Below are 5,633 nucleotides of genomic sequence, written 5' to 3'. Positions count from 1 at the left end.
CTCTAAGTATTTTGATTCGTCGTAGGGCTTTTTCGTCTTCCAGCATATAAAGACTATTCTAATCCACTTGAAAGCTAGCGCTCTGATGATGCTGTTATGTGGTTTTCCTTTGCTTTTTTGTTGATCGGAAAAATTAGGGGTCAAGTTGCTTGATTAATATGACTTTTAATCAACGTAAGCGACTAATAAACCTGCGTCCTTATGCTACCTATCAATCTGCTGCATAATTTACTCATCATAAACGTATGAGTAAAACAAAGTGTTCGTAATCAAAAATACAAACTAAGTCGCTCAGTTTTGGCCAGTATGAATAAATCAGGAGTACCCAGAGTCTTATTAATCAAGTAACTTGACCCTCTATTCATGCTAATTGCCCTACTGAATTCACAAAATAATCGGCGAGCTTTGAGTCGAGGGGAAGGCATTGACTTTGCCGACTGGGTAAAGAATTAACATGAGTGTCCTGTTAATTCTTTCTGTTAATCTTGTGGGTGATCTGAAAGGATCCTCGCCCCGTAAAAATTTTGAATTCATAATATTAGGAGCAATAATGGTTAACACAATCGAAACGTGCCTTGAGAAAGAAGGAACCAGTCTAGAATTATTAAAGGTGCTAGCGGAAAATAGTTTCGACTCAATTTTAGTTACTGACGCAACTCTTGAGGGGAAAGTAATTTATGCCAATAAAGCCTTTGAAATCCTTACTGGTCACGATCCGTTAGAAGTTATTGGGCAAACGCCTCGAATTCTTCAGGGTGCTGGGACCGATCAAAAAGTCATTGGTCGCCTCACTGACGCAATGAAGTCGGGTAACAACTTTGAAGGAAAAGCTATCAATTATAAAAAAGATGGTACTCCATTTATTATGTACTGGCGTGTGCTGCCAATTAAGATTGACGAATCAATTGAAGCTTGGGTTGCTATTCAGCGGGAAGATTCGAGCATTTAACAACTGATCCTCAAATTTAAATGTGCTTTTCGAACTGGGTCGCCAAAGTAATGTTGGCGATTTACTAACAACTTAGTTTAAAAAGTAAGGCCTTCAGTCTTTATTTATAACAATTAAAGTTTGGTTCCTCTTATCAATTTGCTGAGTCAAGTGAATATCGCTTACGTAGAAATTTGGCAATACCCTCCTCGTTGTGGTGTCCTATGACTGCTGTTGCGGCAGATTTGATCACATTATTGGCATTCGCCGGCGCGTAACTCTCGTCGGCTGCTTCGAACATACTGAGATCGTTGTCACTGTCGCCAAAACAGATGACACGCTCGAAGCCTAATAACTGCTTCAATGTTGTAATTGCGACGCCCTTACTGGCAGCGCTGTGGTGAATATCGAGCCAGTGCCATTGGGCGCCTTCTATGGCCAAGCCAGAGTAAGCAACAAGGTGTGGTTCATCCTCGACTCTTTGCGTTACTAAATTAATCGCATCGACCGCTCCAATAGAATTAACGTGAGTGACAGCGGCATCTGAAGGGAGTTCGTCGAGTGGTCGCGTTGTGACATTATCGTCAACACAAAAGCCCTGAACGAGCACTTGATCTGCTTCGGTTTGTAATGCTGGGTAATAAACTGTGGTTTGATAGTCTTCATCCAAGGTAAAGACGAAAGGTGTAAGCCCCTGACGGAGACAAGTCTGGACGACGCCTTCAAGTTCGGAAGCCCTGAGCGTTGTGTTGTTCGAAAAACGCTGTTGTTCAGGATGCCAGACCATTACACCGTTCTTATAAGCCTGTGGTAGATCGAAGCGATGACCTTCTAGAATAGTGCGCGCTCCGTGAAATGTTCGGCCCGTCGCCACGGTGTAGGCAATCTGGTTTTTAGACAGCAGTTTAAGTGTCTCGCTGGTGTAATTTGATATTGTCGAATTCCGATTGAGAAGAGTACCATCAAGATCGAATACTATGAGTTCCATTGCAAATAGCCTTTGGGAAATGTTAGTGGTTATCTTTCTGCTTAAGTGAGTCAATGCAGGCTCTAAAGAAGTGCCTTAAAACTAAAAACAGTGTATCAAATTATTACTCATGCTGGCGGCAACAGATTGATATAAGTAGAGTAATACGCGTCCGAGTAAAGAATGGACAAGTCCTTTAAATTTAAGAATTCAGAAAGAACCCTCAGTTAAAAATTTTAAGGCTATTATGTGAACACACGTCGATTATTAACTGTAAACAAAGGGGTCAGCGAAAAGTATTGAATGTGTTTGCTGCACTTGGTGATTGTTAACTTCATTCTTAATCGAATTATATCTACACTACGTTTATTAACGCATCTTCTAGGGTTTTGTACTTGAAAATATAACCGGCATCTAAGGCTTTTCGAGGTAAAACTCTTTTTCCTGATAACAACAGTTCTTCACCCATTTGTCCCATTAATAGTTTTATAACTATTTCAGGCATAGGGAAAATAGTGGGGCGTTTTAAAGCTGTTCCAAGTGTCTTAGTAAAGACTTCATTTATCACTGGATTGGGCGATGTGCCGTTAACAGCACCTTTAAGATTGTCATTATTGATGCAGTATAAAATAATACCAACCAAATCATCTAAGTGAATCCAGGACATCCACTGTTTACCGTAGCCTATTCTTCCACCAAGGCCCATTTTAAAAGGTGGCAACATCTTACTTAATGCACCTCCATTCTTACCTAAAACAATACCGGTTCTTATCAAGCACGTGCGAATACCTAGCGACTCTGCTTCCAGGGCAGCTGCTTCCCATTTTTGGCATAACTGACTAGAGAAACTATCGTCACAGCCTGATTTTTCGTCAATATTATCATTCGTTTTAGCAGTGCCATAGTAACCAATTGCGGAACCATTGATTAATAATTTGGGTTTATGTTTAGATTTTTTGAAATATTCAATAAGCGCTTCCGTAGTCTCTATACGGCTACCAAAAATACGCTTTTTTTGCTGATCATTCCATCGTTTATTAGCAATAGGTTCACCAGCTAGATTAATTACAACATCAAAAATATCATCGTTTGATAGCTGATCTAAATTGGCCACAGCTTTAATTGGTGGTTTGATTTTTTCAGGGTTTCTACTCAGCACCACAATTTTATGCTGTTCCCCTAATAAACGAGAACATAGAGCAGAGCCAACAAAGCCAGTGCCGCCTGTAATTAGTAAGTTCATTTTTTTCCTTGAAGTCAATGCTCAGTATTGTTCAAAAATTTTGTCTATCATTATAGTATTGAATGAAATTACCACGAACCGTTACGTGTAAAAACATAAAATAATCGATTTTTCTATTGCCATATATTCTCATCTATTTGTTGTTTTATCAGTGAAGGCTATAGGTTGTGAGTTCAATTTTTCAATGGATGTGTCTACTGTAACTGCCAGAGCAATATCAGTTTACTGCGGGACATTTAACAACTTCTTTGAGCCTACTGTTATTATCGACTAGCGAGATCCAGAAATGACTTTCGACCAGACGAAGCAGAAGCGAGTCGTTTAGGATACCGCCATCGGCGTTGGTAATCTGGAAGTATTTGACCGTCCGACAGAGCGGCTCGACAGGTCACGAGGCGTCAACATCTGAGTGAATTAGGAAGCATCAGGGCCAGCAATTTCAAACTGACGCCCAGCGGCAACATCACTTAAAATTGCATGGCTCAGAAGATTCCAGAAGCTCTGTTCAGGATTCCCAAATCATGTTAAATATACATATAATTGTATACCGAAAGTCTTTTTGCTCCTCACAGCATCGTTGCATCGACATAGGGAGATTTGTGGATTTATGTGCCGAAACCAAAGTCTTCTAACTGAACTAGGATCTTTACCCCCTTTACAAAAATGTTCTGACTAGCCGGGGACGAGTTAAATGGTCAAATTACAATATCAGCTTTGGTATAAAAGCGAGCTGAAAAAAGGGCCTATCAAGGCCTAACAGGCTAACGTAACTCGTTATCCATATTTTTTAGACGTTCCGCGTTATTTCTTATTGGGTTTGAATAACTGCACAAGATTGGGCGGTTCTGACTTTATTTCACGCGTCACAATATAAATCATATAACGGTCAATCCCGATGTCAGCTGAAAGCAGAGATTCTATCAATTGATGAAATTCAGTTAGGTTAACCGTAATAACTTTCAAGATATAATCTATACCACCGCATGTCGAAATGCATTCGGTAATACCATCTGTCTTGCAGATATGAGCTTCAAAGCGTTCAATATCAGACTTGCCGTGATGAGACAGTGAGACTGTTACAACTACTTGGGACAGTTCGCCGATCCGACCTATTGCAATATCAGCGCGATAGGCCATTATGAAGCCAGATTCTTTCAGTTTGTTTAATCTAAACCAACATGGCGTTGCTGACAAATTCACGATCTGTGCCAGTTTAGTTTTACTCAATTGACCATATTTCTGGACTGCACTGAGAATTCTAATATCAATTACATCAAGGCTGAGTTTTTTCATTCATCTGGGCTTCTTTAATATCGTCATCAAGTAATAATGGGCCGTATGAGTTCAAGTTCTATAAATTATGGAGTGCATCAACGCCTTATCTGGTATGGCATTGCAATGACACCAGACTAAACAACAATGAGAGTCAATCTAGAAGCAATAATCAGCGACTACCGAGCCTGCTTGTCAGAATATCACTCGAATCGACATCAATATAGAAAAATTTACTTCCGTCATTCCGAGATTAACAAGTGGCTAAAATCATCTTTAATAAAAACTTAACGCATAATAATTTAATGTTGTTTGAAGTCCAATACGAAGCAACTGTTACTTAGAAAAGGTTTAACTTTTTTTATGTTCTGCCTCTAAAGCATCCGATTTTGGAATAAATAACATCTTTTGATAAAGCAGATGTTTTGCCTTTCGAAAATATTGAAGCTCTTTATATATCTTATTTAGCTGCAGCTTTTAAATCTAAGTAAATGACTAGGCCTAAATCATTTTCAAATAGCGGTGACCATAGTCGCGTGAAAAATCCTCAACCAACAATTTAGTAAGCCCCTTTTAATTAAAAAATGGTGCTGAATCAGCCTGAGCCTTGACCAGTAAACCACTAACATCATATTTACAGGCGCACAATTCAGCGGATTCAACCAGCCGTGTGGCGATGCCTCGGCGATGATAATAGGGGGCAACATATAATCCGTGTAATAACATTGTGCGTTGGGCACCAGCCAGTTCGATTGTGTCAGTTTCTTCCAAGGCGGCTAGGCCAACAATGCCAACATCGGCTATTTCTGCGATCAGAAATTGCATATGAATTAAATCATCTTGCTGATAATAGTAAAGCGGTAGGCTCATTCGTTTTACTCGCTCCGGCAATTGCCATGTATCTATCGCACCCTTAATGATGTCATTGATATGGTCAAGATCAATTTGATTCGGCTTTCTATTGTCTATGCTGACTTCAAGCATCGCATCTATATCCTTAAGTCACAGTGTGGTTTTTACTTTTTATTAGCCAATACCGAGATTAACAAAGTTTTCATGCCTATTAGATAAAAGTATAAGCGCATTTGTTTTAGCCATTTTTATGTAGAGTTATTTCTCCATCGGAGCCAAGCTTCGTATCACCAATGACTAACTCGATTAATCATCGGCCAGTTTAACATTCGCCACAGCATGTCAAATCGAGTGTGCTGCCACGCTTCAAT

The 5,633-nt window shown here is 39.7% G+C and carries 5 protein-coding genes and 1 pseudogene; 1 reads left to right on the top strand and 5 read right to left on the bottom strand.

What is annotated here, in order from left to right; translation table 11 throughout:
- Positions 1-123, bottom strand: a pseudogene (locus tag QZ562_RS18975) (IS110 family transposase); the annotation flags it as partial.
- Positions 124-550: 427 nt separating this feature from the next.
- Between QZ562_RS18975 and QZ562_RS18970 the strand changes: the two are divergent.
- Entirely contained in the window at positions 551-949 is a 399-nt protein-coding gene (locus QZ562_RS18970; RefSeq protein ID WP_293763732.1) for a PAS domain S-box protein, read from the top strand.
- Positions 950-1,082: 133 nt separating this feature from the next.
- Here QZ562_RS18970 and QZ562_RS18965 read toward each other — a convergent pair whose 3' ends face one another.
- From QZ562_RS18965 to QZ562_RS18950, 4 genes are all read right to left on the bottom strand, one after another.
- The gene (locus QZ562_RS18965) at positions 1,083-1,916 is read right to left on the bottom strand and encodes an HAD family hydrolase (protein WP_293763729.1); all 834 of its coding nucleotides are present in this window, start codon (positions 1,914-1,916) and stop codon (positions 1,083-1,085) included.
- A 334-nt stretch (positions 1,917-2,250) separates the two neighbouring features.
- The gene (locus QZ562_RS18960; RefSeq protein ID WP_293763726.1) at positions 2,251-3,138 is read right to left on the bottom strand and encodes a TIGR01777 family oxidoreductase; all 888 of its coding nucleotides are present in this window, start codon (positions 3,136-3,138) and stop codon (positions 2,251-2,253) included.
- A gap of 801 nt (positions 3,139-3,939) precedes the next feature.
- Entirely contained in the window at positions 3,940-4,431 is a 492-nt protein-coding gene (locus QZ562_RS18955) for an Lrp/AsnC family transcriptional regulator (protein WP_293763723.1), read from the bottom strand.
- 552 nt (positions 4,432-4,983) lie between these two features.
- On the bottom strand, positions 4,984-5,394 hold the full coding sequence (locus QZ562_RS18950; RefSeq protein WP_293763720.1) for a GNAT family N-acetyltransferase: 411 nt from the start codon (positions 5,392-5,394) through the stop codon (positions 4,984-4,986).
- Between the last annotated feature and the right edge of the window lie 239 nt (positions 5,395-5,633).

This window comes from uncultured Paraglaciecola sp. (genome assembly GCF_913058035.1).
Lineage (GTDB): Bacteria > Pseudomonadota > Gammaproteobacteria > Enterobacterales > Alteromonadaceae > Paraglaciecola.
Note: the sequence above shows the minus strand (reverse complement) of the source record. Positions and strands in the feature narration are given on the sequence as shown.

Coding starts and splice junctions, on each gene's coding strand:
- QZ562_RS18970 (WP_293763732.1), top strand. CDS start 551: ATGGTTAACACAATCGAAACGTGCCTTGAGAAAGAAGGAACCAGTCTA.
- QZ562_RS18965 (WP_293763729.1), bottom strand. CDS start 1,916: ATGGAACTCATAGTATTCGATCTTGATGGTACTCTTCTCAATCGGAAT.
- QZ562_RS18960 (WP_293763726.1), bottom strand. CDS start 3,138: ATGAACTTACTAATTACAGGCGGCACTGGCTTTGTTGGCTCTGCTCTA.
- QZ562_RS18955 (WP_293763723.1), bottom strand. CDS start 4,431: ATGAAAAAACTCAGCCTTGATGTAATTGATATTAGAATTCTCAGTGCA.
- QZ562_RS18950 (WP_293763720.1), bottom strand. CDS start 5,394: ATGCTTGAAGTCAGCATAGACAATAGAAAGCCGAATCAAATTGATCTT.